At 68.4% G+C, this 23,097-nt stretch carries 21 protein-coding genes and 1 tRNA gene; 8 read left to right on the top strand and 14 right to left on the bottom strand.

Going from position 1 to position 23,097, the window contains the following annotated elements; translation table 11 throughout:
- Nucleotide 1: 1 nt before the first annotated feature.
- Nucleotides 2-520 (top strand): hypothetical protein, encoded by a 519-nt coding sequence (locus E0H45_RS30145; RefSeq protein ID WP_131343464.1) that lies wholly within the window; start codon nt 2-4, stop codon nt 518-520.
- A gap of 531 nt (nt 521-1,051) precedes the next feature.
- Here E0H45_RS30145 and E0H45_RS30140 read toward each other — a convergent pair.
- The 4 genes from E0H45_RS30140 to E0H45_RS30125 form a co-directional block, all read right to left on the bottom strand.
- Nucleotides 1,052-1,807, bottom strand: coding sequence for a GntR family transcriptional regulator (locus E0H45_RS30140; RefSeq protein ID WP_131343462.1), 756 nt, complete (start codon nt 1,805-1,807; stop codon nt 1,052-1,054).
- A 101-nt stretch (nt 1,808-1,908) separates the two neighbouring features.
- The gene (locus E0H45_RS30135) at nt 1,909-2,088 is read right to left on the bottom strand and encodes a hypothetical protein (RefSeq protein ID WP_131343460.1); all 180 of its coding nucleotides are present in this window, start codon (nt 2,086-2,088) and stop codon (nt 1,909-1,911) included.
- Nucleotides 2,089-2,193: 105 nt separating this feature from the next.
- Complete coding sequence (locus E0H45_RS30130; protein ID WP_131343458.1) at nt 2,194-3,345, bottom strand: NAD-dependent formate dehydrogenase; 1,152 nt, start codon at nt 3,343-3,345, stop codon at nt 2,194-2,196.
- Nucleotides 3,346-3,389: 44 nt separating this feature from the next.
- Complete coding sequence (locus tag E0H45_RS30125; RefSeq protein ID WP_131343456.1) at nt 3,390-4,361, bottom strand: LysR family transcriptional regulator; 972 nt, start codon at nt 4,359-4,361, stop codon at nt 3,390-3,392.
- A 169-nt stretch (nt 4,362-4,530) separates the two neighbouring features.
- Between E0H45_RS30125 and E0H45_RS30120 the strand changes: the two genes are divergently transcribed.
- Nucleotides 4,531-5,298 (top strand): alpha/beta fold hydrolase, encoded by a 768-nt coding sequence (locus E0H45_RS30120; RefSeq protein ID WP_131343454.1) that lies wholly within the window; start codon nt 4,531-4,533, stop codon nt 5,296-5,298.
- Here E0H45_RS30120 and E0H45_RS30115 read toward each other — a convergent pair.
- The 7 genes from E0H45_RS30115 to E0H45_RS30085 form a co-directional block, all read right to left on the bottom strand.
- Nucleotides 5,280-6,356 (bottom strand): acyltransferase family protein, encoded by a 1,077-nt coding sequence (locus E0H45_RS30115; RefSeq protein WP_131343452.1) that lies wholly within the window; start codon nt 6,354-6,356, stop codon nt 5,280-5,282. The genes E0H45_RS30120 and E0H45_RS30115 overlap by 19 nt on opposite strands.
- Before the next feature lie 174 nt (nt 6,357-6,530).
- The gene (locus E0H45_RS30110; protein WP_238155379.1) at nt 6,531-7,232 is read right to left on the bottom strand and encodes a YdcF family protein; all 702 of its coding nucleotides are present in this window, start codon (nt 7,230-7,232) and stop codon (nt 6,531-6,533) included.
- Nucleotides 7,225-7,998, bottom strand: a complete 774-nt coding sequence (locus E0H45_RS30105) for a maleylpyruvate isomerase family mycothiol-dependent enzyme (protein ID WP_131343450.1) — start codon at nt 7,996-7,998, stop codon at nt 7,225-7,227. Before E0H45_RS30105 ends, E0H45_RS30110 begins: the two co-directional genes overlap by 8 nt.
- A gap of 59 nt (nt 7,999-8,057) precedes the next feature.
- The gene (gene dnaN / locus E0H45_RS30100) at nt 8,058-9,191 is read right to left on the bottom strand and encodes a DNA polymerase III subunit beta (protein ID WP_131343448.1); all 1,134 of its coding nucleotides are present in this window, start codon (nt 9,189-9,191) and stop codon (nt 8,058-8,060) included.
- A 111-nt stretch (nt 9,192-9,302) separates the two neighbouring features.
- On the bottom strand, nt 9,303-10,145 hold the full coding sequence (locus tag E0H45_RS30095) for a S1 family peptidase (protein WP_131343447.1): 843 nt from the start codon (nt 10,143-10,145) through the stop codon (nt 9,303-9,305).
- A 72-nt stretch (nt 10,146-10,217) separates the two neighbouring features.
- Nucleotides 10,218-10,841 (bottom strand): AAA family ATPase, encoded by a 624-nt coding sequence (locus E0H45_RS30090; protein WP_131343445.1) that lies wholly within the window; start codon nt 10,839-10,841, stop codon nt 10,218-10,220.
- A gap of 151 nt (nt 10,842-10,992) precedes the next feature.
- Nucleotides 10,993-11,066: transfer RNA gene (locus E0H45_RS30085), tRNA-Arg, on the bottom strand.
- 162 nt (nt 11,067-11,228) lie between these two features.
- Between E0H45_RS30085 and E0H45_RS43705 the strand changes: the two genes are divergently transcribed.
- The 3 genes from E0H45_RS43705 (at nt 11,229) to E0H45_RS30070 (ending at nt 18,079) form a co-directional block, all read left to right on the top strand.
- Nucleotides 11,229-12,716, top strand: coding sequence for a PrsW family intramembrane metalloprotease (locus E0H45_RS43705; protein ID WP_131343443.1), 1,488 nt, complete (start codon nt 11,229-11,231; stop codon nt 12,714-12,716).
- Nucleotides 12,717-13,343: 627 nt separating this feature from the next.
- Nucleotides 13,344-16,403 carry a GTPase family protein gene (locus E0H45_RS30075; RefSeq protein ID WP_238155377.1) on the top strand — a complete coding sequence of 1,020 codons (3,060 nt, stop codon included), beginning with the start codon at nt 13,344-13,346 and terminating at the stop codon, nt 16,401-16,403.
- The gene (locus E0H45_RS30070; RefSeq protein ID WP_131343439.1) at nt 16,400-18,079 is read left to right on the top strand and encodes a GTPase; all 1,680 of its coding nucleotides are present in this window, start codon (nt 16,400-16,402) and stop codon (nt 18,077-18,079) included. The genes E0H45_RS30075 and E0H45_RS30070 overlap by 4 nt, the downstream gene beginning before the upstream one ends.
- A 50-nt stretch (nt 18,080-18,129) precedes the next feature.
- Here the strand turns inward: E0H45_RS30070 and E0H45_RS30065 are convergent, their stop codons facing one another.
- Together E0H45_RS30065 and E0H45_RS30060 are read right to left on the bottom strand one after the other, a co-directional pair.
- Nucleotides 18,130-18,747, bottom strand: a complete 618-nt coding sequence (locus E0H45_RS30065) for an SRPBCC family protein (protein ID WP_165546636.1) — start codon at nt 18,745-18,747, stop codon at nt 18,130-18,132.
- A gap of 81 nt (nt 18,748-18,828) precedes the next feature.
- A complete protein-coding gene (locus E0H45_RS30060) occupies nt 18,829-19,323 on the bottom strand; it encodes a single-stranded DNA-binding protein (protein ID WP_131343437.1) in 495 nt (164 codons plus the stop codon).
- A 149-nt stretch (nt 19,324-19,472) separates the two neighbouring features.
- On the opposite strand from E0H45_RS30060, the gene ettA reads away from it, so the two are divergent.
- The 3 genes from ettA (at nt 19,473) to E0H45_RS30045 (ending at nt 22,102) form a co-directional block, all read left to right on the top strand.
- Nucleotides 19,473-21,155 carry an energy-dependent translational throttle protein EttA gene (gene ettA, locus E0H45_RS30055; RefSeq protein ID WP_131343435.1) on the top strand — a complete coding sequence of 561 codons (1,683 nt, stop codon included), beginning with the start codon at nt 19,473-19,475 and terminating at the stop codon, nt 21,153-21,155.
- A 129-nt stretch (nt 21,156-21,284) separates the two neighbouring features.
- Entirely contained in the window at nt 21,285-21,626 is a 342-nt protein-coding gene (locus E0H45_RS30050) for an ArsR/SmtB family transcription factor (RefSeq protein ID WP_131343433.1), read from the top strand.
- Nucleotides 21,623-22,102, top strand: a complete 480-nt coding sequence (locus E0H45_RS30045; protein ID WP_238155375.1) for an SRPBCC domain-containing protein — start codon at nt 21,623-21,625, stop codon at nt 22,100-22,102. Before E0H45_RS30050 ends, E0H45_RS30045 begins: the two co-directional genes overlap by 4 nt.
- Before the next feature lie 200 nt (nt 22,103-22,302).
- On the opposite strand, the gene E0H45_RS30030 is transcribed toward E0H45_RS30045, so the two are convergent.
- Nucleotides 22,303-23,058, bottom strand: coding sequence for a hypothetical protein (locus E0H45_RS30030; RefSeq protein ID WP_131343432.1), 756 nt, complete (start codon nt 23,056-23,058; stop codon nt 22,303-22,305).
- Between the last annotated feature and the right edge of the window lie 39 nt (nt 23,059-23,097).

Here is a 23,097-nt window from a genome sequence, read left to right as displayed (position 1 = left end):
CATGACTGATGTGAAGCAGTTGGCGGAGTACTGCGTTCCGGCCGCGTCGGTCGGCGCGGCAGCCGGACTCATCGCCGGTGGACTGGCCGCGTTCGTCGGCCAGCCCGCCGGTTGGGCAGTCGTCACCGGGCTCGGTCTCGGCGTACCACTGATCCTGTTCGGCTCCGGGTACGCCGTACTCGTTGCGCTGGGCAAAGTCCCCGCGGGCGTGTTCGCGCCGGCGGCGGTCTACTGGGTGATCGCGTTCCCGCTGGCGCTCCTGGTGCACTCGGTGGTCACCGCCTGGGTGATCACCGGTTCACCCGGCCTGCCACCGGAACCGTGGAAGTTCCTCGCCTTCCGTGCCCTGGTGAGCATGGGATTCGCGATCGGCTTCCTCTGGATGCAAGAACAGATCGGCCGCCTCTGGTGGCCACACATCCTCGACCGCAACGTCTACGCGCGGCGGGTCGTGGAGCAGTACACCCACCTGGCCACCGCCCTGGCAGCCCGCAAAGCCGCCACCGGCCGCAACCGCTAACCCCCACCAGTCGCCCGCAACCACCAGGCTGCGGGCGACTGGTGTGTGCTGAAGGGACACCGCTGCGCGGCGGCAGCTCGATTGCCGCCTTCGGCGGGTGCGCTTCTCGTGCTGACGGCGACTGTGACCGGCGCCGGGTACCGGGTTGGGTTTGAAAGAACACGCGTCACGGCGGCTCGCACTACCCGCTGGCCTGCAGCGGGGCTTTCCGGAACATTCTTGCCGCTCCGTGACGATTATGTTCCGGAAACACGGCCTGTTCGTCTTGCGGTAAGGGCAGCCGCCGCGGCGCCGCAAGGGCACAGGTGGGCGGAACCGCTGGCACTCACTAACCCCGCGGCAGGGTCACGAGTAACGACATCGCACGCCTGATCCCGGGCGTCCGCCACCGGTTACTGAGTGGCACACGTCCGGCCCGTTGCCACCGGGCCCTTGGTCGGAACGGGCCAGCGAACACCACTGCTATCGCGGAGTGATTCAGCTGGTTGTTGACCCGACGGGCAACGCCATGCCCCGGTCGCTGGATCGGCGTCAGTTCGTGCGGCGGCGGCGACGGGGGGAGGTGTCGGGTTCGGGGGTTTCGGCCGGCGCGGTTGTTGCTTGGAGGTCGTGGTAGGCCTTGCGGGTGTGTTCGGTGTGTTCGCGCATGATCTGGGCGGCCTTGTCTTCGTCGCCTTCGCTGATGGCCTTGACGAGACGGTTGTGCTCGCGCCAGGAGGCTGCGCCGCGGACGGGGGCGACGGGGGTGTAGTACCAGCGGACGCGGCGGTCGACCTGGGCGGCGAAGTCGACCAGGAAACGGTTGCCGGACATCTGGGTGATCAGGCTGTGGAGCTCGGCGTTCGTCCGGACCGTGCCGTCGATGTCGCCGGCCTCCTGGTACGCCGTGCCGATCTTGCACAGCTCGCGCAACTTGGCGACGTCGTCCTTCGACGCGTGCCGGGCCGCGAGCCGCGCGGACTCCGACTCCAGCGCCGCACGGGCCGCCAGCAACTGGTCGACCTCGTCCTCGGCCGGCACGTGCACCATCGCACCGAACCCGGGCCGCAGATCGACCCAGCCTTCGTTGTTCAAGCGCTGCAGGGCCTCGCGCACCGGCTGCCGCGAGACGCCCAGGATCCCGGCGAGCTCGACCTCGACCAGGTGCCGCCCGCGCTCGAGCGTGCCGTCGATGATCATCTCCGTGAGGGCCTCGTACACCGACTCCCGCAACGGCGTCGGCCGCTTGACGTGCCGCACACCGGCCGGTTCCGCGCCCGCCCCTGGCCCCGCACTGATCGTCGTCATGAGGTCCCTTCCGGTCCTACAGTCATGGCACTTGGTAGACAGTCTACCAAGTGCCATGCTCTGACATATACCGCCGGCGCCGGTTGCCCGGTACGCCGGGGTCAGGCCGCGGACTCGTCCGCGTTCCGGCGGCCGTCGTCGTGGGCGCCACGGGCATCCTGAGTGGTCAGCCCGGCGAGCTCGGCATCGAGATCGACCGGCTTGTTCAGCTCCTGCAGCTCCGGGGCATCCGGGAACTGCGGGCGAGCCGCCAGAGCGCCGAACCTACGTGTGAAGATCATTTCTACCCTTCCTTGAATTCTGGCTTCTGTATACATTCAACCAGGCGTACTGACCGGTTCTGCCCGCGTCTCACGTGATCCCGGTTACGTACGCCGTGATCCCGCTTACACCGTGGTGGAGTACGCGTGCGCTCCGGCACCGGCCAGTCGCCCTCCGTCGACGATCAGGTACTCGTCGCGGATCGGCGTACCGCTCAGCCAGGACTCCAGGATCTCCCGCGTGCCCGCGGCGTACCGGGTCTGCGCGGACAGCGACGAGCCGGAGATGTGCGGCGTCATCCCGTGGTCGGGCATGGTCCGCCACGGGTGGTCGGCCGGCGCCGGCTGCGGGTACCAGACGTCACCGGCGTACCCGGCCAGCTGCCCGCTCTCCAGCGCCCGCACGATCGCGTCCCGGTCGGCGATCTTCGCGCGGGCCGTGTTGATCAGGTAGGTGCCGCGTTTCATGCTGCCGAGCAGTTCGTCGCCGAACAGCCCCTCGGTCTCCGGGTGCAAGGGCGCGTTGATCGTGACCACGTCGCAGTGCGGGACCATGTCGGCTGCGCTCGGGTGGAAGGTGAGGTTGAGTTCGCGCTCCACCGACTCCGGCAGCCGGTGCCGGTCGGTGTAGTGCAACTGCACGTCGAACGGCGCCAGCCGCCGCAGTACGGCGGTCCCGATCCGGCCGGCCGCGACCGTGCCGACGTGCATCCCCTCGAGGTCGTACGAGCGTGCGACGCAGTCCGCGATGTTCCATCCGCCGTCGACCACCACCTGGTGCGACGGGAGGTAGTTCCGCACCAGCCCGAGGATCATCATCACCACGTGCTCGGCGACGCTGATGCTGTTCGAGTAGGTGACCTCGGCAACCGTCATGCCGGCGTCGATCGCGGCGTCCAGGTCGACGTGGTCGGACCCGATCCCGGCGGTGATCGCGAGCTTGAGCTTCGGCGCCTTCGCGATCCGCTCGGCCGTCAGGTACGCCGGCCAGAACGGTTGCGAGATCACCACATCGGCGTCGGGAAGCTCGCGGTCGAGGGCAGCCTCCTTGTCGGAGATGACGACGAGCGTATGGCCTTGGCTCTCGAGGAAACTGCGCAAGCCGAGCTCACCGGACACGCTTCCGAGCAGGGCGCCTGGTGTGAAGTCGATCGACTTAGGCGATGGCGCGGTCTGGCCGTCCGGGTAGCGTTCGATCGCAGGGATATCGTCGCGCGCGTAGGACGTCGGGTAGCCGGCAGCGGGGTCGTCGTACAGCACGCACACTAACTTCGCCATGGTAGGAATCTCCTTGTTCTGAAGGGATTTCCACCATCGCCGGGTCAAGGACCGACGGTCAAAGACTTGCTCGCTATGTCGAGATAGCCCGAACCCATCAAGTGCACGTCGAGCAGGCTGTCGAGGGCCTTGTGGACGCCGGCCTGCCGGGCGACGTCGAGCAGCGCGCGGGCGAGTACGGGTTCGGGGCTCCGCGCGGCGATCACCAGGCCGACGCGTGGCCCGTGCGCCGGGCGTTTGAGCGGTACGACGCGCATCCCGTCCGGTACGCCGAACATGTGCAACCACGCGTGCGAGATCACCGTCGACCAATGGTTGCCGTGCAGGTGACTGTAGAGACCGGAGACCGTGTCGCTCTCGATCGACGGTGTCGCGGTCGCGCCGTCGTCGGTGAAGTACCCGTTCATGATCCGGCGGTTGCGCATCTCGGGGGAGAGCAGGCAGAGCGGCAACTCGGCGACCTGCGCCCACGTCGCCACCGGCAGGTGCGCGAGATCGGTGTCCTTCGGGGTGAGCAGCAGGTACCGCTCCTCGTACAGCGGCGTCTTGCGCACCTGTCCGAGGGTGTCGTCGTCGAGATACGTCATTGCGACGTCCAGCTCGAACTCCGCCAGCTTCTGCGTGATGTCCCGCGACGACAGCGACTCGAGTGTGACGCGCGTGTTCGGGTGCCGCTCGCAGAACGGTGTCGTCAGGAGCGAGACGACCGGCATCGCGGTCGGGATCGCGCCGAGCCGGAGCGTGCCGTTCAGGCCGCCGCGCATCATCGACAGCTCGTGCCGGAGCGCGTCCTGCTCGGCGAGGATCCGCTGCGCCCAGAGCAGCACCCGCTCGCCCTCGGGGGTCAGGCCTTCGAAGCGGCGGCCGCGGCGCACGATCGGTACGTCGAGCTCCTGCTCGAGCTTGCGGATCGCGGCGGACAGCGACGGCTGGGAGACGTAACAGGCATCCGCCGCCCGGGCGAAGTGCTTCTCGCGGGCGAGGGCGACGAGGTACTCCAGCTGCCGGAGCAACATCAACGAGTCCGGATCGGTGTGCAGTCGCCTGTATACATAATCCAACTGTAGTGATGCTTCTGACGGGCGGGAAGGTTTCGTGGTCCTGTGAGGTGGATCACACTATGTCTGTCTGGTGGCCACTCGCTCGACGGTTGGGCAGAGACCTGTTCGGCAAAAGGAGTTTGTGATGGAGAAGGTTGTCTCGAAGGACGGCACCGAGCTCGCGTACGACACCTACGGCAGTGGCCCGGTACTCGTGCTCGTCGCTGGAGGGTTCACCGACCGCTCGCGGTACGTCGAGGACGCCACGGCGCTCTCCGCGACGTTCACCGTCGTGAACTACGACCGGCGGGGCCGTGGCGATTCCGGCGACACCCTGCCGTACGCGGTGGAACGTGAGTGGGAAGACCTCGACGCCGTGCGCACGGCGACTGGCGCGCGGTTCGCGTGCGCGTACTCATCCGGGTCGATGGTGTTGCTGCAGGCCGGGCTGCCGTTCGAGAAGCAGGCGGTCATGGAGCCGCCGTTCCGGGTCGATGGCGCGCCGCCGGCGCCGGAGCGCTACCTCGAGCGGCTCCAGGAGTTCGTCGCCGCAGGGAACCCGGGTGGAGCGGCCGAACTGTTCATGGTCGAGGCGGTCGGGCAGCCGAAGGAGGTGGTCGACCAGATTCGGCAGTCGCCGATGTGGGCAGGGATGGAGGCCATCGCGCACACGCTGGTGTACGACGCGCTGCAGTTGCGGGACAGCTCCGTACCGGTGGAGCTGCTGGCGTCGGTCGACGTACCGACGCTGGGGCTGTACAGCAATGCCAGTCCGGAGTGGCTGCGGCGGTCCGTGCAGGAGGCCGTTGCTGCGTTGCCGCAGGGCACGGTGGAAGGACATGACGGAACGTTCCACACGCTGCCGCCGGAGACGCTGGCTCGGGTGCTGTCGGACTACTTCCTCAGTGCGTGACCCGGTCGACCGGGGAGGACCCGGTCGAGGAGGCGCTTGAGACGTGGCGCTAGCGGCCGCTCTACGCCGTAGTGCAGGGCGGCCGCGACGCCGGTCATCAGGAGCATCGTCGCGACGACCAGGAGGACGTGGTTCACCTGGTCGCCGAGGCGCTCGAAGATGATGAAGCCGATGTGTGCGTGGACCAGGTACAGCGGGTAGGTGAGCGCTCCGAGGACCGCGAACCACGGCCGGCCGAGGCGATGGGTGCGCCGGAGTGCGACCGCGAGCATGATCGCGAAGATCGCGACGATGATCACGACGACGACCGGGCGGTGCAGCTCGGTGTGGTACCGGATCCCGACCCGGTCGGCGAACCCGATTCCCCGGTAGACCGCGTTGCCGAGCGAGATCGCGACGATGGCGATCGTCTGCGGCGTCGCGCCGTACCGGTGGATCAGGCAGAGCGCCATCCCGGCGATGAAGTAGTGCGCGAACTGCGTGTTCAGGACCAGGTCCGTTGCGTGCGGCAACAATCCGGCCTGGAAGACGAAGGTCGCGGCCAGCCAGGCCCAGCAGAAGGCCGTGACCCGGCGCGCGGTGATGCCGATCCAGGTGAGGACCAGGATCATCGCGTAGAACCGCAGCTCGGCCCACAGCGTCCAGTAGACGACGTCGACGTTCTCGATGTTCGGCAGCGAGTTGAACATCGTCAGATTCGCCAGGTACTGCGGAAGCGAGACCGGGAATCGCCCCTGGCCGAGGCCGATCGAGACGATCGTGGTGAGCGTGACAGCGATCCAGTACGCCGGATAGAGGCGGACCGCCCGCGAGATGACGAACGACCGCGGGCTGCGATCCCACGCACTGAGCAGGACCACGAACCCGCTGATCGTGAAGAACAGATCGACACCGAGGTACCCGTACCGCGCGACCACGTCCACGTGCGGGAAGCGCAGGTTGCTGAGTCCACCGGCGTACGCGGAGAACAGATAGTGGTACGCCATCACCGAGACCGCCGCGAGAATCCGCAACAGGTCAACCTCGTGGAGCCTGCCCCTGGTGGGTTCCACAGCCATCCTTTCGCTGAGTTCGTCACCCACTACAGCGGATGTGCACCGCCTGATCGTCAGCCCTGAGCCTGATCTGCCGTGCGACCGTCGGATGACGACCCTGCCCGTTGATAAGCCGTGTCGGTGACCGACGACACGCTGTTCAAGAGCTGGCTTCGACTAGCTGGAAGCGCAGATCGATCAGGTGGCGGCCGCGCGTACGAGCTGAGGATGGCGGGTGGCCAGTTCGTTGTAGGCGGCAAGTACTTCGGCGGGGATGTCGACGTGGTCGATGAAGTTGCGGCCGCGGGGGCCGTAGACGTCCGGTGACAGGCGGTGGATCTCGCCGAGGATCAGGGAGCGGAAGCGGTCGCGGGTCCAGATCTCGGGTCTGTCCGGGCCGGCGCTCACGCGGTCGGGGCCGATCCACGGGATGAGCGGTGCGCGGCTGATCAGCGTCGTACCGGCGAGGTCGGCGAAGGATCGCTCGAAACAGGCATGCGTACGACGTTGCATCGTCGGGTCCTGGATCAGCAGCAGCGTTTGCGGTGTACTGATCAGCTCCCGGGTGAACGCCGCGTTCTCGCCACAGTTGGTGGACCGATCCTCGACGGCGACGTCCTCGGGTGCGACGCCGGCGCTGGTCAGGAGATCGCGAAACACGTGCGACTCCGGCCGACCGGTTGTTGCCTCCACACCTCGTTGACGCAGGGCATCTTCGAGGAAGCTCGTCGAATGCCCGATGCCGCCACTCACCAGGATCGGCGCGCCGTACGCACGATGCGCCTCCGCGGCCGCCTCGACCGACTCCAGCACCGCCGAGCCCATCAACACCACCCGATCGACCGGCTGCTCGATCGGGTCGCGCCGCGCGAGGTACCTCGCGATTACATCCTCATCCAAAGCTGACGCGCTCCCAGTAGTACTCGAGAAGGTCCTTGTCGCCGTCCACCTCGATCATCTCGTCACGGCGTTTGTACAGATGCAGCAGGAGGTCGGTCACCGGGCCGCGGACGGTCACCGCGGCCGGCTCGGTGCTGTGGCGCCAGCGGATCGCGTCGCCGGTCAGGTCGACCACCCACGACTGCTCCGGCGCGGCGAACTTCAGCGTGCGGCCCGGCGCGAGCAGCTCGCGCATCCACGGGTGCACCTCGAAGTGGAGCGGGAGCGCCCCGAGCTCCATCCACTCGTCGATCCCGTCGATCGCGACCTCGGGATCCAGCTCGTACGCCACGCCGAGCGCCAGCGCTGCGTCGGCCCGGTGCATCACAGTCTCGTGTGCCATCCGCCGCGCGGTGAAGCGGGTCGTCGGCTCGTCGATCGGCATCCGGATCGGTACGTCGGGTCCGGCGGTGCGCAGCGCCTCGGCCAGCTCACGTGCGCCGTCGACGATCCACGCGGCGAGCTCGCGGACCGCTTCGTCGGTGCACGCGGACGCGTCGGCGTACCAATGCGTCGGGTCGCGGAACTCGTCGTCGGGCGGCGCCTCGCCGGTCCTGGCGATCACGGTCGCCTCGCGGTGCGCCCCGCCGACGTGACGGACCAACTGCCCGACGTTCCACCCGGGACACGACGGGACCGCAGTGCCCAGGTCCTTGCCCTCGCTCAGGTGGCCTGCCAGCAGCTCGGCCTGCTCGACGATCAGTGCGCAGTGCCGCTCGAACTCCATCTGCTACTCCTCCGCTAGGTCTGTGCCTTCTGGTCGGAGCCGTAGCTGGCAGCTTGACATCAGGTCGGCAGGCGCATCGGCATCAGGATGTAGGCGGAGTCTGCCGTCGGCGCATCGTCGGACGAGCGCAGGCCGGTCAGGTTGGCCGGTTTGGTGGGTTGGGTGAAGGCGAAATGCGCGAACGGGGTGCCCAGCGACGCCAGTCCGTCGAGCAGGTAGCCGGCGTTGAAGCCGGTCACGACCGGCTCGCCGGTGAGCGTGACCTCGACGGCCTCCGACGCCTGCGCCTCTTCACCATTGCCCGCGTCGAGCGCCGCCGTACCGTCTGCGAAGGTGAGCCGCACCGGCGCCGACCGCTCCGCCACGAGTGCCACGCGCTTGACGACCTCGACGAGCGCCGCCGTCTCCACGGTCACGGTGCTGGTGATCGCACTCTCGGCCGGAATCAGCCCGCGAACCCTCGGGAACTCGCCGTCGATCAGCCGGCTCGTCGCCCGCCGCCCACCACCCTCGAACCCCATCAACCCGTCGCCAGTGCGGGTCGAACCTAGCGCAAGCGTCAAGTCGTGACCGGACATCGCCTTGGCGACGTTCAAGAGCAGTTTGGCCGGAACCAGCACGTTCGCCTCGACGCCGGCGTCGGCCGGCTCCCAGGGGAACGTCCGGAGCGCCAGCCGGTAGCGGTCGGTCGCCAGCAGCGAAATGGCCGACCCGCGGATCTCCAGCCGGATCCCGGTGAAGACCGGGAGCGTGTCGTCCCGGCCGGCCGCGCTCACGACCTGCGCGACCGCGTGCGCGAAGACCTCCCCGTCGACCACGCCACTCACCGCGGGCATCTCCGGCAACGCCGGATACTCGTCGAGCGGCAAGGTGTGAAGGTCGAATCGGGCGGCCCCGCTACTCACCTGGACCCGAGCCGCCTCACCGCTCAGATCCACCGTGTCCCGGGGCATGCTCCGGCAGATGTCCGACAGCAGCCGCCCGGACACCAGCACCCGCCCCTCGTCGGCCACTTCGGCCGGCACGCTGACCTGCCCCGAGCTCTCGTAGTCGAACCCGGACAACGTCACCTGCCCGTCCCCGGCTTCGACGACCATCCCGGCCAGAATCGGCACACTCGGCCTGCTCGGCAGCCCACGCGCAACCCATCCAACAGCCTCGGCCAGCACCTCGCGCCCGACTCGAACCTTCATCCCAGCTCCTCCCCATCGACAAGCCCAACCCAATCAGCAGCCACCGACAGTTCCTGGGCGCGAACGATCCGGCCGCACACCAGGCGCGGCCGGATCGTCAACGAGCGAAGGTCAGTAGATGGTCACGCCGTACGCCGACGCGGCTTCGGTGACGGGCTGGAAGAACGTCGTACCTCCGCTGCTGCAGTCGCCGCTGCCGCCAGAAGTGATGCCGATCGCCTTCGTACCGTCGTACAGCGGGCCGCCGGAGTCGCCCGGCTCGGCGCACACGTTGGTCTGGATCAGGCCGCCGACCTTGCCCGCGCCGGAGTACCGCACCGTGACGTTGAGGGCTGTCACCGTGCCGCTGTGGATGCCGGTCGTCGAGCCGTCGCGGGTGACACGCTCACCGACAAAGGCGTTCGCCGCCGTGAAACCGCCCGGGTGGCTCAGCGAGGTGTTCGTGTACTGCACCAGCGCGTAGTCGTTGCCAGGGAAGCTGTAGCCGGCGGTCGGGCCGATCAGCGTGCTGTGGTTGGAGTTGGTGTACCAGCTCTTGGCGACCTTGCCGCAGTGGCCGGCAGTCAGGAAGTAGTAGCTGCCGCCCTTCTGCACGTTGAAGCCGAGCGAGCAGCGGTACTGCCCGCCGTAGATGGCGTCACCAGCTGAAAGGAGTGGTCTGAAGACACCGCTCGTGCGGTTGACCTGCACACCGTCGCGCTGCAGCGAGGCAAGGTCCTTGGCGGACACCGTGCTGTCGGCTGTCACGACAACCTTGCCCGCGGCCGCGTCGGTGTACCAGGCGACCCCTCGTACGGCGGACTGCTCGACAGCGGACTGCGCCGCGGCCAGCTGCGCAGCCGGAGACGGAGCCTTAGCCTCCGCCGGTACGGCGTACAGCGATGCTGCGACCGCACTGACGACGGCAATGAGTTGGCCAATGCGGCGCACGCGTGACGTACGTTCGATCCTCACGGGTTCCTCCTGAGGCATCACGGGACCGAGTGGGCGGGGTCCCTCAACACCCACACATGTTCCCGCGCGACGTCAGCTGCAACCAGACCTCACGTGGTGGTCACCGAACGCGACCTGCTCCACCTGATTGGCTTCGTGGCGTGACAGGACGACCGCCGACAGTGCCCCGGGGACCACGCTGCTCGGGTCACTCGCAGCCATCGCGACCACGTCCGGCCACCGCCTGCAATGGGTCTCCATGCTCGTCGACCTCACTACCCGTCCGCGGGCCCACTGGCCGGAGCGGGCCACGTCTCCAGGTACGTCGAGGAGGATCAGGTGCAGCGGCAGGCCTACTTGCCGGGCGCGCCGGCCGATCAGGCGCCGCGCCCAGGGGCGGGTCGCGCAGTCGTGGATCACCAGGGGCCCGCCGCCGGGGCGTATCGCGCTCAGGAGGGTCACGTAGTACACGAGATGCACGAGTGGTCGCCAGAGGGCGTAGGGGAGTGCTCCGAGGACGGGCATCCAGCGGTCGCGGATGTGTGCCGAGTCGAGCACTCGCACCGTCTTGTTGCCGGCCTTGTTGTTGTCGGCGAACACCCGGCGCAGGAACGTGCTCTTTCCCGCCCCGGGTATGCCGGCCAGCACCACGACAGCGTCAACGGCGTACCGCAGCTCCCGGCCTCGTAGTACTCCTTCGATGACTCCTGCATGCATCAGGTCCGTCCTTCCCACGCGTACCGGTAAGACGAACGGCGCGCGCGGATCGCCCCGAGAACGAACTGAGAAGTCGCTAGGAACTCCCTGAGAGCCGCAGCCCCTCGGGCGGACTCTGTGATCGCCATCACAAGCGATGTGAGGCCTGGAGCGCCCCCGGCAGGATTCGAACCTGCGACCCACAGATTAGAAGTCTGTCGCTCTATCCAGCTGAGCTACGGGGGCGAACGGCAGGGAAGAGTCTCTCAGATCGCCGGGTGATCTCGCCTCTGGGTTCCCGATCGTGCTGGTTCCGGGCGCGGCGAAGTACAGGGCTGTCGTTCCATCCCGGTAACGCTGAGTGGGTGGTCCTGCCGCTGGATCTGCACCCCAACTAGGCTGCGGGGCATGAGTTACCCCTCACCAGGCCAGTCCGGCGCGCCGCAACCCGCGGCGGGGTCGGCGTACTCGCCCGGCGGACCGTACCCGCAGCCCAACGTGCTCGGGAAACATCCCGTGCCCGGGCAGCGGCGGAACCGCGGCGTGCTGATCGGCATCGTGATCGCGGTGGTCTTCGCGATCGCGGGTCTGGTGATCTTCGGAATCGTGGCCAAGTCGACCGGCGCCGGCGGCTTCACCTGGGGCCTGGTGTTCGCGTTCGTCCCGGTCATCCCGGTGATCGCGCTCTACCTCTGGCTGGACCGGTACGAGCCCGAGCCGACGAAGTACATCGTCTTCGCGCTCTGCTGGGGCGCGTTCATCGCCACGCTGGCCGCGATCTTCATCAACACCGAGGTGTCGCACCGGCTGGCCGAGACCGGCGTCGGCGGCGACCGGTCCGCGGTCTTCGTCGCGCCGCCGGTGGAGGAGTTCGCCAAGGGCTCCGTGATCCTGCTGCTGGCGCTGGTCCGGCGCAAGGAGTTCGACGGCATCATCGACGGCCTGGTGTACGCCGGGATGGTCGGCGTCGGCTTCGCCTTCACCGAGAACATCCTGTACTACGGCCGCGTCTTCAACACGCTCTCCGAGGAGGCCGGCAGCGACGCCGGTCTGCGCGGTGCGTTCGCGCTGTTCATCATCCGCGGCGTGATCTCGCCGTTCGCGCATCCACTCTTCACATCGTTCACCGCGATCGGCATCGGCGTCGCGATCCGGCACCGAAGTACCGTCGTGCGGTATCTGGCCCCGGTGGTCGGGTATCTGGCCGCGGTCCTGGCGCATGCGGCGTGGAACGCGTCCGCGAGCTGGGCCGGCGGCGGTGGCTTCATCCTCGCGTACCTGTGCCTGATGGTTCCGCTCTTCATCTGCCTCGTGGTCTTCGCGCTGGTGATGCGGTCCCGGGAGGGGCAGATGATCGCGTCGAGGCTGTATGACTATGTGCGGTTCGGATGGCTGGTGCCGCAGGACGTACCACTGATAGCGACGCTGCGCGGGCGCAAGGCGCTGCGGCAGAACGCGCGGCGGTACGGCTCCCAGGCGGAGGTGGCCGCCAAGGCGTTCCAGCACAACGCCACCGAGCTGGCGTACCTGCGAGACAAGATCGTCCGCCAGGTGATCGGGCCCGAGGCGCTGGAGACCGAGAAGGGGCTCCTCGACGAGCTCCGGCAACGGCGCCCGAGCGTCCCGTTCCCCCCGATGCCGGCGTTCGCCCAGGCCGCCCCGCAGTACGCCGGTGCACCGGTGCCGCCCGGCGCTCCGATGGGACCCGGCGGGGCACTGCCCGGACCGGGTGGCCAGGGCGCGTACCCGCGCCCACAGGATGGTTATCCGCCTGCTCAGTCCGGGTATCCCTCTGGGCAACCCGGTCACGCAGCCGGTCCGCCCAGTTACCCACCGGGACCCCCTGGTCAACAAGGACCGCCGGGAGGATACGGTCCGTATCCACCACCGCAGTGACTGCCACCCGTCCACGCCGCCAAACGGGGATGACGATGACTTTGCTTCTGCGCTGTCCGACCGGGCACTCTGTGCTCGTGGGCGGACACCGTGGCTGACATCAGGTCAGCAGCAGGTGAAGGTTCGGAACCGCGGGTTCCGAACCAGGATCAGCCTGCCCAGGAGCTGGCCAACCTCATCGCCCAGTCAACCCCGAAGCCCCGAGGCTTCTGGCGCCGCCGACGCCGCAAGTCAGCCCCCGAAGAAGCTGTCCGGCCCAACCAGCCCACAACTCCTCCCGCCGACACGACACCCACGGGCTCAGACTCGGCGTCAGGTGACACGGCTGTCGTAGGCGCGCGATCTGGTGCCAGCGACACGTCCACCGAAGCCGCCAAGCCAGCCGCCTCGAACACCTCGGCTAAGCAGGCGTCCACCGAGTCAACGGAGAACACAGCCGCCGACACGACCAACAGCCCCGCCGACGACTCGACCTCAGCAACCGCGACGGGTGAGACCGGCTCCGCAGGCGAGGCCGGCTCGGCAGCTCAGGCGGGTGAGGACGGCTCGGATACGCAGGCGAGCGAGGCCGGCTCAGCGGCCCGGGCGGGCGACGGCGCGGGAGATGCTCCGGCTGGGGACAGTGCCGTGGGCACATTCACGGACGACAGCGCGACCGTAGAGTCGGCCGAGGACGGCTCGGGTAGCTCAGCTGAGGATGGCTCCGGCGCGCACGGCGAGGCTTCGGGTGGGTCGGCGGGTGCGGACGTCGTTTCTTCATCTGATGGAGAGGGTGGCGGCTCGACTGGTACGTCGGCGGCCGAGCGCGGCGGCGTACCTTCGAAGACCCCGGGCAACCGGCCGCGGTCCGCTGTCGGTGTCGTGTACGAACCTGACGAGTCTCCTGACGGCTTCCCTCTGGAATTCGGCAACATCATCGTCGGTCTCCCCAAGCAGCCGGAAACGTCCGGAGCCTCGGCCGACGCGGACGACACGGGCGACGGGCAGACCGGGGACGCGCAGGTCACGGTGCAGGCTGACGAACCAGCAGGCGCCGACGCGACAGCTGCTGGCGACGCAACAGTTGCCGGCGACGCCGAGTCCGTGCACGACGCCGCACCCGTTGCCGCGGATGAGCCCGCAGATGACGTTGCAGCTAACACTGAAGATGATGTGGCGGCTGACTCCGCTGATGACGCTGCCGACGAGTCTGCTGCTGGGACGGTCGACCAACCTCAGGACGACGCCGCAGACACGGATCCCGCCGCCGCGGATGACACGTCCGGCGAGTCGGCAACTGATTCGGCGAACGATGGCACCTCCAACGCGGCCGACGAAGCCGATGTTGTAGGCAGCGCGGCTGAAGACGCACCGGCGGATGAAGCTGCCGGGACGGACGCCGCAGACGAGAACCCGGCCGCGGCGGCGGGTGCTGCTGCCGCGGACGCGGCTGACGATGCTGGGGCTGAGGCTGCTGGGGAGTCGGCTGCTGAGGTGACTGCGGACGCTTCGGGCGATGACACGGGTGCGCCTGCTGGCGGCGATGACGCGGGTGCGGCTGAGGCCGATGCGGCTGGTGCTGTGGGCAACGACTCGAGCGGTGGGGATGAGGGCGACGCTGCCGGTGCCGGAGCGGATGAACCCGCTGGCGCGGGTGCGGCCGCTGGTGGCGAGAACCCGGGCGCGGCTGAGGCGGGTGCTGCTGGCGAGGAGGTGGCTGCGGCTGGTGCTGCGGGCAACGACTCGGGCGGTGGGGACGAGGGTGACGCTGCCGGAGCGGATGAGGCGGCTGACGGTACTGGGGCTGAGGCTGCTGGGGAGTCGGCTGCTGAGGAGACTGCAGACGCTTCAGTGGGTGACGCACGGGCGGACGCTGGTGGCGATAACCCGGGCGCCGCTGCTGCGGATGATGAGGCTGAGGAGGAGCTGACTGCGGAGCAGTTGGCGGAGCGGTTGGCGGCTGAGCAGGCTGCTATGGCTTTGATTACCGCGCTGATGAAGTTGCGGGGTGTGCTGGCGGGGAGCCAGTTGTCGCTGGAGGTTGTGGGAGCTGACGAGGCTCGGCAGCAGCAGAAGGCGATGCTGGATCAGCTGGACGACTACTTGTTGCCTCGGCTGGTGCAGCTCGAAGCGCCGATTCTGGCCGTGGTCGGTGGGTCCACCGGAGCCGGGAAGTCGACGCTGGTCAACACGGTGATCGGCAAGGTCGTGAGCGAGCCGGGTGTACTTCGGCCGACAACGCGGTCCCCGGTGTTGATCCATCATCCGGCGGATGCCGACTGGTTCGTCGGGGACCGGGTGCTGCCGGGGATGGCGCGGACGAGTTCGGACGAGCCTGGTGGGATGGAGGACGCGGGACAGTTGCGGCTGGTTGCGGCCGACAGCGTTCCGCGCGGGCTGGCGATTCTGGACGCGCCGGACATCGACTCCGTCGTCGAGGCGAACCGTGATCTTGCGACCCAGCTGCTCGCGGCGGCCGATCTCTGGCTGTTCGTGACGACCGCGGCCAGGTACTCGGACGCGGTGCCGTGGGAGTTCCTGCAGAGCGCCTCGGATCGCAGTACGGCGGTCGCGGTGGTGCTCGACCGGGCGCCGAGCGAGACGATCGACGACATCACCGGGCACCTCGCGCAGATGCTGCTCGAGCGCGGGCTCGGTGAATCGCCGCTGTTCTCGATCCAGGAGACGGTTGTCGATGGCAATGGAATGTTGCCGCAGCAGTCCGTTGCCTCGATCAAGGACTGGCTGGTCGACCTGGCGGCTGACGCGGAGGCGCGGGCGTCCGTCGTCCGGCGCACCCTGCAGGGCGCGGTCAGTGCGATGGTGAAGAAGACCCCGCCGTTCGCGGCCGCAGTCAGGGCACAGGCCGAGACCGCTGTCGAGCTCCGGACCTCGGTGGAGTCGGCGTACGACCAGGGCGTCAAGGACATCGCGAAGGCGTGCCAGGACGGGACGCTGTTGCGCGGCGAGGTGCTGGCGCGGTGGCAGGAGTTCGTCGGGACCGGCGAGCTGCTGAAGGGGCTGCAGTCCAACGCGGGCCGGTTGCGGGACCGGTTGAAGAGCTCGCTCGGCAACAAGCCGGCGGAGACCCGCGACGTCAGCGACGCGATCCAGTCCGGCTTGGAATCGCTGCTGCGTGAGCACGGGGCTGCTGCCGCGGAGCGCGCCGAGAAGGTGTGGGAGGCAACCGCTCCCGGTCGCCAGCTCCTGGCCGCCGCCGAGGCCGACCGAGCCGCTAACGGTGCCGAGGGCAACGGTGGGCGGTCGCTCGGTGCAATGTCGGAGGAGTTCCCGGCGGCGGCGAGCCGCACGGTGCGGGAATGGCAGACGTTCGTCCTCGATCTGGTCCGCAGTGAGGGCGCGGACAAGAAGTCGACGGCACGCATTCTGGAGTACGGCGTCAACGGGCTCGGCCTTTCGCTCATGGTGGTGGTGTTCGCCAGCGGGACCGGCATCCCGAAGGGTGCTCAGGCCAGTGCCGGAGCGGGCAGTGCGGTCGTCGGGAAGCGGCTGCTGGAGGCAGTTTTCGGCGACAAGGCAGTTCAGGGCATGGTCGATAGGGCGCGCGAGGATCTTGACGGTAAGGTTCATGCCCTGATGGATGCCGAATTCGCCCGCTATCTGGCTGTCCTTGACCAGCATCCGGTCGACGCCGAGACGGCCAGGCAACTGACGGAGGCCGCGCGCGCGGTGGAGGACTGCACGTGACGGAAACAGTGGATACGGTCGAGACCCCGACCCGGGCCGAGACCGATGTCCTGAAGAAGATCGACGCGCTCAAGGCCGCCGCGGAGGCCGGTGACGGCCGGCTGGATCCGGTGGTGCTCACCGAGGCCACGCAGATCGTCGACCGCGCCGGGCAGCGCCTGCGGATGTCGGGCGACCTGACCGTGGTCGCGCTCGCGGGCGCGACGGGCTCGGGGAAGTCGTCGCTGTTCAACGCGCTGACCGGGCTCGACCTGGCCGCGATCGGAACGCGCCGGCCGACCAGCTCGATGCCGCTCGCCTGTGTCTGGGGTGACGAACCGGCCGGTGAGGTGCTGACCTGGCTGGGCATCCCGCGCCGGCACCAGGTGCAGCACCGCAGCTCGCTCGAGGACGCACGGTCCGAGGACCTGGACGGGCTGGTCCTGCTGGACCTTCCCGACCACGACTCGACCGAGGTGGAGCACCGCTTGATCGTCGACCGGCTGGTGGAGCTGGTCGACATGCTGGTGTGGGTGGTGGATCCGCAGAAGTACGCCGATGCGGCACTGCACAACCGGTACATCAAGCCGTTCGCCTCGCATTCCGGGGTGATGGTGTTCGCGCTGAACCACATGGACAAGCTGACGCCGGAGCAGCGGAAGAGCTGCCTCGACGACCTGGACAAGCTGCTCAAGTCGGACGGTCTCAAGTCGCCGACGGTTGTTGCCACGTCGGCGGTCAGCGGTGACGGCCTGGAAGAGGTTCGCTCACTGCTGGTCAAGCGGGTCAGCAACAAGCGCTCCGCGCGTGTGCGGCTCGCGGCCGATGTCGATCGGGTTGCGGACCGGATGGCGAGCCAATGCGGCAACGCCAAGACGCCGGAGATCGCCGAGGCCGATGTCACCGAACTCGTCGACTCGCTCGCGGACGCGAGTGGGTTGACTGTGGTGTCGGACGCCGTACGGCGCTCGTACCTGCAGCGTGCCCGGGCTGCGACCGGATGGCCGCTGACCAAGTGGCTCGGACGGTTCCGTCCGGATCCGTTGCGGCGGCTGCATGGTGACCAGGTCTCGCGCGAGCAGGGCAAGGCGTTGCGCAAGTCCGCAGCGAGCGAGGTCGCGATCGCCCGCTCTTCGTTGCCTGCGGCAACTCCGGTGCAGCGGGCACGGATGGACGCCGCGGTCCGCACGATCACGAACAAGGCCGCCGAAGGGCTGTCGCGTCCGTGGGCGGACTCGGTGCGTTCGGCGATCCGGCGGCGCGAGGAGTCGCTCGGTGACGAGCTCGACCAGGCCGTCGCGCGGACCGACCTCGGTGTGTCCAGCAATCCAGGGTGGTGGGGCTTCGCCCGGGTGGTGCAGTGGTTGCTGTTCCTCGTGACGCTCGGCGGCGCCGCTTGGCTGGTCGCCTTGCTGGTGGCGCGGATCGCTGACATGAACGATCCGCCGCTGCCGGAATGGAACGGCATTCCCTACGCGTGGATCATGCTGGTCGGTGGTGGCGTCCTGGGGCTGGCGCTCTCTTTCGTCTGCCGGCTGGCTGCCACGAACGGGGCGCTGCGGCGGTCCCGGCAGGTGGCGACGGCGCTGCGGGCCGAACTGGTGAACGTTGCCGACAGCCACGTGGTTGCGCCGGCCCGCGAGGAGCTTGCGGCCTACACCAAGTGCCGCGACAGCGTCGCCACTGCCCGCCAGTAGTGGTCCTACCGGCGGGCAGGCAGCGCTCGACCGCACCTCCCAGGTGAGAGTTAGAGCTCGGCGTCTGGCGCGTACTGCGACAGGGAGATCTTGGCGGCGCTGAGGAGGTCCTCCTCGGTGGTGGTGCCGGATGCTCGGATGGCTTCGATCCAGGCGCGGACGGACTGCTCGTTGTAGTCGATGACCTCGGGGGAGTCGGCCATCTGGACCGGGTCGGTGTCGGCCGGGAGCTCGCCGGTGACGTAGAGGGCCAGGCCGAGCAGGGCGCCGTCCCAGCCCGGACCGACCCACAGCGCGCCGGAGCCACCGGGGGCCGGGGCCTCGCCCATCGAGTGCTCGAGCTCGAGCTCGGTGGAGGAGCCCGCGCCGGGCAGCAGCCGCAGCTCGAGCAGGCTGTTCGGGCCGCCGAAGGTCACCTTGAAGCTCTTCGGCGGATCGCACTCCAGGATGTCGCCGCCGGCGTTGCCCTCCAGCTGGAACGAGCCGCCGACCTTGAGGTCCCCGGTCACGGGCATGAACCAGCGCCGCATCCGCTCCGGGTCCGTCAGGGCGTCCCACACCTCCGCCGGCTCGGCCTGGTAGGAGCGGCGCATCAGCACCGTCACGGTCTCGCCGGTGCGGCTGACCTCGCGCTGGACCGCGTTGATGTGCTCGAGGATGTCGATCACGGATGGTTCCCTCTCCTGCTCGGCTGCTGAGTCGATCCTCAGAATGCCGGTCAGGACTTATATAAGTCAAGATTGAGATAGTCATGCCGCCTCCGCCGTCGCGGACAGCGGGAGGGGCGCGACGGAGTACTCGTCAGGCGGGTACGGCGCGGCGGTCGTCTCGGTCGGGCGCTCCGCCGACTCCGCGGGCGTGCGGACCGATTCCGCGCGCGGCGCGTTCTTCGCGAAGGTCGTCGTACCGCGGTTGAGGTCGTGGCCGAGAGAGAACGCTTCGAGGATGACGCGGCTGTGTTGTTCGCCGGAGTCGTCGGTCCATTCGTGGGTGCGGAGGCGACCGGTGACGATGACGGGCTGGCCGACCCGGATGGACTCGAAGGCGTTCTGCGCGAGGCTCCGCCAGCACTGCACCGTGTACCACGTCGTCGGCTTGTCGACGTAGGTGTTGAGGGATCTGTCGAACTGGCGGGGAGTGGAGCCGAGCCGGAAGCTCGCGTGCGGTGTCTGGCGGATCTCCTTGAAATCGGGTTCGCTGCCGATCCAGCCCAGAACAGTGAGATAGGTGTCACCGAGGCTCATGGCGGGTTCCTTCCGTTCGGAGAGCGTGTGCTGTCACCCGGAGAAGGTGCACCTGTCACACCCCGATCGGCGGCCCGAACTTGGCGTCTGTGGACAACCGTCACGGCCTGGTTGGGAAACGGGCCACCCGAGCACATAGGCTCTGGGGTATGGCGGAATTCATCTACACACTTCGCAACGTCCGGAAGGCGCACGGCGACAAGGTCGTTCTCGACAATGTCACGCTGAACTTCCTCACCGGCGCGAAGATCGGCGTGGTCGGGCCCAACGGCACCGGTAAGTCCTCGCTGTTCAAGATCATGGCCGGGCTCGACCAGCCCTCCAACGGCGAGGCCCGGCTCGCCGAGGGCGCGACGGTCGGGATCCTGCTGCAGGAACCGCCGCTGACCGAGGGTAAGACCGTGCTGCAGAACGTCGAGGAAGGCGTCGGCGACACCAAGCAGAAGCTGGACCGTTTCAACGAGGTCTCCGCCGAGCTGGCCGACCCGGACGCCGACTACGACACGCTGCTGGCCGAGATGGGTGACCTGCAGACCGAGCTGGACCATCGCAACGCCTGGGATGTCGACGCCCAGCTGGAGCAGGCGATGGATGCGCTGCGCTGCCCGCCGCCCGACGTGCTGGTGGACAACCTGTCCGGTGGTGAGCGCCGCCGGGTCGCGCTGTGCAAGCTCCTGCTGCAGCAGCCCGACCTGCTGCTGCTCGACGAGCCCACCAACCACCTGGACGCGGAGTCCGTGCTGTGGCTCGAGCAGCACCTGCAGAAGTACCCGGGCGCCGTCCTGGCGATCACCCACGACCGGTACTTCCTGGACAACGTCGCTGAGTGGATCCTGGAGCTCGACCGAGGCAAGACCTACGGCTACGAGGGCAACTACTCGAAGTACCTGGAGACCAAGCAGCAGCGGCTCGTGGTCGAGGGGCAGAAGGACGCGAAGCGGCAGAAGATCCTGGAGCGCGAGCTCGAGTGGGTCCGGTCGAACGCGAAGGCCCGGCAGACCAAGAGCAAGTCCCGGCTGGCGCGGTACGAGGAGCTCGCGGCCGAGGCCGAGCGGGCCAAGAAGCTGGACATCGACGAGATCAACATCCCGGCCGGTCCGCGCCTGGGCAGCACGGTGCTCGAGGTCTCCAAGCTGGTGAAGGGCTTCGGCGGCCGCACGCTGATCGACGGCCTGAGCTTCAGCCTCCCGCGCGCCGGCATCGTCGGCATCGTCGGCCCGAACGGCGTCGGCAAGTCGACGCTGTTCCGGATGATCGTCGGCGAGGAGCAGCCGGACGCGGGCACCCTGAAGCTCGGTGAGACGGTCAAGATCTCGTACGTCGACCAGTCGCGCGGCGGTCTGGACCCGAAGAAGACGGTCTGGCAGCAGGTGTCCGACGAGCTCGACTTCATCAAGGTCGCGAACTTCGAGATGCCGAGCCGGGCGTACGTCGCCTCGTTCGGTTTCAAGGGCCCGGACCAGCAGAAGCCGACCGGCGTACTGTCCGGCGGTGAGCGGAACCGGCTGAACCTGGCGCTGACGCTGAAGATGGGCGGCAACCTGCTGCTCCTCGACGAGCCGACCAACGACCTGGACGTCGAGACCCTGCAGTCGCTCGAGGACGCCTTGCTGGAGTTCCCGGGCTGTGCGGTGGTCGTGTCCCACGACCGGTGGTTCCTGGACCGCGTGGCGACCCACATCCTGGCCTGGGAGGGCACTGCCGACGACTCGGCCAAGTGGTTCTGGTTCGAGGGCAACTTCGCGTCGTACGAGGCGAACAAGATCGAGCGCCTCGGCCCGGAAGCAGCCCGCCCGCACCGCGTCACCTACCGCAAGCTCACGCGCGACTGAGCGACTGAGCGACCAGGTACGTAAGTACGCCGTCGAAGGACCCCGTCTCCGCACCGGAGCCGGGGTCCTTCGTGCTTTCCGACACTTAGCCCTTGCGCTAACTGTCGGGCCGGGACAATACTTAGCCTCATGGCACAGTATTTGGCGGAGGTCGACGGCGTCTTCGTGGCGCTGGCCGACCCAACACGGCGGAGGGTGATCCGGCGGCTGGGACAGGGGCCGACGAGCGTGGGGGAGCTCGCGGCGGAGTTCCCGATCACGCTGCCGTCGTTCATGAAGCACGTCCGGACGCTCGAGTCGAACGGCCTGATCCGCACGGTGAAGACCGGGCGCGTGCGGACCTGTGTGCTCAATCGTGAGCGGCTGGAACTGGTGGACGACTGGCTCGCCGAGCAGCGGCGGATCTGGGAGGAGCGCACCGACCGGCTGGAGCGTTTCGTCACAATGGAGGAACCGGTGGAGGAATCGTGAGTCGTGAACTGTTCGATCCGGAGCTGGATCTGCTGGTGGAGCGGGTGATCCGTGCGCCGCGAGAGGCCGTGTGGCGGGCGTGGACCGATCCGAAGCGGTTCGAGCAGTGGTGGGTGCCGGCGCCGGCGGTCTGCCGCGTCGAGCGGCTGGACGTGCGGCCAGGTGGGGCGATCGTGACGCGGTTCAGCGAGGACGGCAACGAGTTCGTCCCGCATCTCGATGCGGTCATTCTGGCCGCCGACGAGCTCGAGCGGATCGCGTTCACGAATGCGATCGACAGCACCTGGCGTCCGGCGGATCCACAGCCCATCGCGGTGACGGCCGACGTGTTCCTGGACGATCACCCGGACGGTACGGCGTACCGGATGGTCGCCCGGCACGGCGATCCCACGAGTCGCAAACGGCACGCGGAGCTCGGGTTCGCCGATGGTTGGGGGACCGTCATCGTGCAGCTCGCCGCATTGGTCGAGCAATGAGGCTAGTGCTGACGGAGTTCGTCACCCTCGACGGCGTGAGTCAGGGTCCGGGCTCGCCGACCGAGGACACGAGCCACGGCTTCACCCGCGGCGGCTCACGGCGCAGGAGGCGACGCCGAGCGGTCTGCTGCTGCTCGAGTACGAGACGGTCGGCGCTGCTCCGGTGGCGGAGTACGAAGGCGTGACGGCGTACCTCTGAATCAGCCGTCGCCGCCTCCGCCGTCGAAACCGCCGCCGTCGAAACCGCCACCGCCGTCGAAGCCGCCGAAGCCGTGTCCGCCCGCGTCTGCCCAGCCGCCGCTCGCGCCAATCTGCGTCTGGAAACTGGCGAGCGCGATGTAACTCGCGCCTGCACCGGCTGTGAAGTACCCCATACCGTACGGCGTGATCGCGGTGCCGGCCTCCCAGTACGGGACCTGGCGGCTGCCGTACCGGACGTAGCGGACCTCTGGCTCGTCACCGGCGCGGATGCGGGCGGCGTCCTGCGCACACGCCGGTACGGTCCGGGTGCCGATCTTCGGCTGGGTCCAGACGATGTCGAACTTCGACGGCCCGTGCTGCGGATTGAAGAAGCAAGGCACCCGCCGCTCCGGCACAGGTTGGCCTTGCAGGCGCGCCTGCACGCAGGTGATCGCGTACCGCCCTGTCGCCAACGTGTCGGTGACCGAGCTGATCCCATCGGCCTTTCGGATCCCATGGACGGCCCGCTGCGCCGCCTCGTACGCGTCGAGCGCGACCTGGTAGTCCGACCGCGCGTCCGGGTCCAGCGGGTGTCCTTCGACCTGCGTGTCCAGCCGCCGCAGCTCCTCGCCGAGCAGCGTTACGTCCTCGTCGGCCAGCTTGCGGATCTCCTCCAGTTCCTCGGCGTCACCGCGCTGTGCGGCTCGTCGGTCCCAGAGGTACCTGCCCGCGAGTGCCAGCCCTCCGCCCAACAGGGCGGTCAGCACCCACCACATCTTCCGACGGTAACGCTGACGAGCACCCGCGTCTGCGTG

The sequence above is a fragment of the Kribbella soli genome, assembly GCF_004331345.1.
Classification (GTDB): Bacteria; Actinomycetota; Actinomycetes; order Propionibacteriales; family Kribbellaceae; genus Kribbella; species Kribbella soli.
This window is presented reverse-complemented; position numbering and strand designations above follow the sequence as displayed.

What these genes read in the sequence shown, in the direction of transcription:
- E0H45_RS30145 (WP_131343464.1), top strand. Translation starts at nt 2, where the DNA reads ATGACTGATGTGAAGCAGTTGGCGGAGTACTGCGTTCCGGCCGCGTCG.
- E0H45_RS30140 (WP_131343462.1), bottom strand. Translation starts at nt 1,807, where the DNA reads ATGACGACGATCAGTGCGGGGCCAGGGGCGGGCGCGGAACCGGCCGGT.
- E0H45_RS30135 (WP_131343460.1), bottom strand. Translation starts at nt 2,088, where the DNA reads ATGATCTTCACACGTAGGTTCGGCGCTCTGGCGGCTCGCCCGCAGTTC.
- E0H45_RS30130 (WP_131343458.1), bottom strand. Translation starts at nt 3,345, where the DNA reads ATGGCGAAGTTAGTGTGCGTGCTGTACGACGACCCCGCTGCCGGCTAC.
- E0H45_RS30125 (WP_131343456.1), bottom strand. Translation starts at nt 4,361, where the DNA reads ATGTTGCTCCGGCAGCTGGAGTACCTCGTCGCCCTCGCCCGCGAGAAG.
- E0H45_RS30120 (WP_131343454.1), top strand. Translation starts at nt 4,531, where the DNA reads ATGGAGAAGGTTGTCTCGAAGGACGGCACCGAGCTCGCGTACGACACC.
- E0H45_RS30115 (WP_131343452.1), bottom strand. Translation starts at nt 6,356, where the DNA reads ATGGCTGTGGAACCCACCAGGGGCAGGCTCCACGAGGTTGACCTGTTG.
- E0H45_RS30105 (WP_131343450.1), bottom strand. Translation starts at nt 7,998, where the DNA reads ATGGAGTTCGAGCGGCACTGCGCACTGATCGTCGAGCAGGCCGAGCTG.
- dnaN (WP_131343448.1), bottom strand. Translation starts at nt 9,191, where the DNA reads ATGAAGGTTCGAGTCGGGCGCGAGGTGCTGGCCGAGGCTGTTGGATGG.
- E0H45_RS30090 (WP_131343445.1), bottom strand. Translation starts at nt 10,841, where the DNA reads ATGCATGCAGGAGTCATCGAAGGAGTACTACGAGGCCGGGAGCTGCGG.
- E0H45_RS43705 (WP_131343443.1), top strand. Translation starts at nt 11,229, where the DNA reads ATGAGTTACCCCTCACCAGGCCAGTCCGGCGCGCCGCAACCCGCGGCG.
- E0H45_RS30060 (WP_131343437.1), bottom strand. Translation starts at nt 19,323, where the DNA reads ATGAGCCTCGGTGACACCTATCTCACTGTTCTGGGCTGGATCGGCAGC.
- ettA (WP_131343435.1), top strand. Translation starts at nt 19,473, where the DNA reads ATGGCGGAATTCATCTACACACTTCGCAACGTCCGGAAGGCGCACGGC.
- E0H45_RS30050 (WP_131343433.1), top strand. Translation starts at nt 21,285, where the DNA reads ATGGCACAGTATTTGGCGGAGGTCGACGGCGTCTTCGTGGCGCTGGCC.
- E0H45_RS30030 (WP_131343432.1), bottom strand. Translation starts at nt 23,058, where the DNA reads ATGTGGTGGGTGCTGACCGCCCTGTTGGGCGGAGGGCTGGCACTCGCG.